This is a genomic window from Flavobacterium sp. P1_E4 (assembly GCF_056405915.1).
In genome coordinates this window covers 1-1,416 of record NZ_JBFUBE010000066.1, presented here as the reverse complement: position 1 = coordinate 1,416, position 1,416 = coordinate 1, and the positions used below count along the sequence as shown (strand labels likewise).

At 35.5% G+C, this 1,416-nt stretch carries 2 protein-coding genes; both read left to right on the top strand.

The genetic code is table 11. From position 1 onward, the window contains the following. Window positions 1-69: 69 nt before the first annotated feature. The gene (locus tag AC1DY0_RS18995) at window positions 70-417 is read left to right on the top strand and encodes an ISAon1 family transposase N-terminal region protein (RefSeq protein WP_477190145.1); all 348 of its coding nucleotides are present in this window, start codon (window positions 70-72) and stop codon (window positions 415-417) included. Beyond that, window positions 410-1,393, top strand: coding sequence for an ISAon1 family transposase (locus tag AC1DY0_RS18990; protein WP_477190146.1), 984 nt, complete (start codon window positions 410-412; stop codon window positions 1,391-1,393). Before AC1DY0_RS18995 ends, AC1DY0_RS18990 begins: the two co-directional genes overlap by 8 nt. Window positions 1,394-1,416: the final 23 nt, after the last annotated feature.

Sequence of the window (1,416 nt, the reverse complement as noted above, 5' to 3'; positions counted from 1 at the left end):
GGATCAAGAACAAAACCTGGGGAGGAAATGTCAAAATAAAATAAGAGCTTTGTAATCTAAGAATTAGAGATGACTCCTATAGACCTTTTAAAATTTATGCTACCTGATTTTTTAGTAGATCACTTTGAAGTGATTTCCGCTACTAACACAGAAGAAATATTACACTTGTATTTTGAGGAGAAAATCAAACCTCCACAAGAGTTTAATGCATTTGAACTGGTATCAAAAGGCTTTCAGGATGAGATTACTATTCAGGACTTTCCTCTGCGGGGTAAGTATGTGTATCTGCACATCAAAAGACGTCGCTGGACCAATAAAACCACAGGAGAAATTATTAAAAGAGATTGGCAGTTAGTAGCCAAGGGAACCCGCATGACTCAAGAGTTTGCGGCTTTTTTAAAAGAAATTAATAGATAGCAGCGCTACTGATTGCCATACAATTGGAGGCTTCTTCGGTGTCAATGGTAAAAAACTTCAAAGACAATATAAAAAGCAYCTGAGTACCTTTAACACCTGGGCTCCACGCGAACATGCACACCAATGGATTGTTTACCCTGAAAACATGGGCACACATTTGTCAATTGATGAAGTAGCTTTATCTCAGGGAGAACTCTATACTATTGTGACCAACAAGAAATTCAAAGGCAAAAAGGGAGCTTTAGTGGCTATTGTTGCGGGAACTAAGGCGGATCAGGTCATAGAACACATCTGTAAAATTGATTATAAAAGTAGATGCTCTGTCAAAGAAATAACTCTTGACATGGCCAACTCTATGAAACTAATCTCAAAAAAAWGCTTCCCGAAAGCCATACAGGTYACCGATAGATTCCATGTTCAAAAATTAGCATTGGAAGCATTACAGGAGATCAGAATCAAGYATCGATGGGAAGCTATGGATATGGAAAATCAATTGATAATAMAGGCAAAATTAGAAAATAAGAAATACATCCCACAGCTTTTACCCAACGGAGATTCTGTAAAACAGTTATTGGCCAGAAGCAGATATTTACTTTATAAATCTCGTGAAAAATGGACCCAAAGCCAAAAAGAAAGGGCACAAATGACATTTGAATTATACCCCGATATAAAGACAGCCTATAATCTAAATCAACAACTCCGAGGGATTTACAATAAAAACAATGATAAGCATATTGCCATGACTAAACTAGCTCATTGGTATAGAAATGTAGAAGAATCAGGCTTTAAAAACTTTAATATTCTGCTTAATACCATAACTTTTAATTACAAGTCAATCTTAAACTATTTTSATAACAGAAGTACAAATGCTTCTGCCGAATCTTTCAATGCAAAAATAAAAGCTTTTAGAAGTCAATTTAGAGGAGTGAGAAATATAGATTTTTTCTTGTTCAGATTATCTAATCTTTTTGCATAATCCCCAACTTTTGCACCTGATCC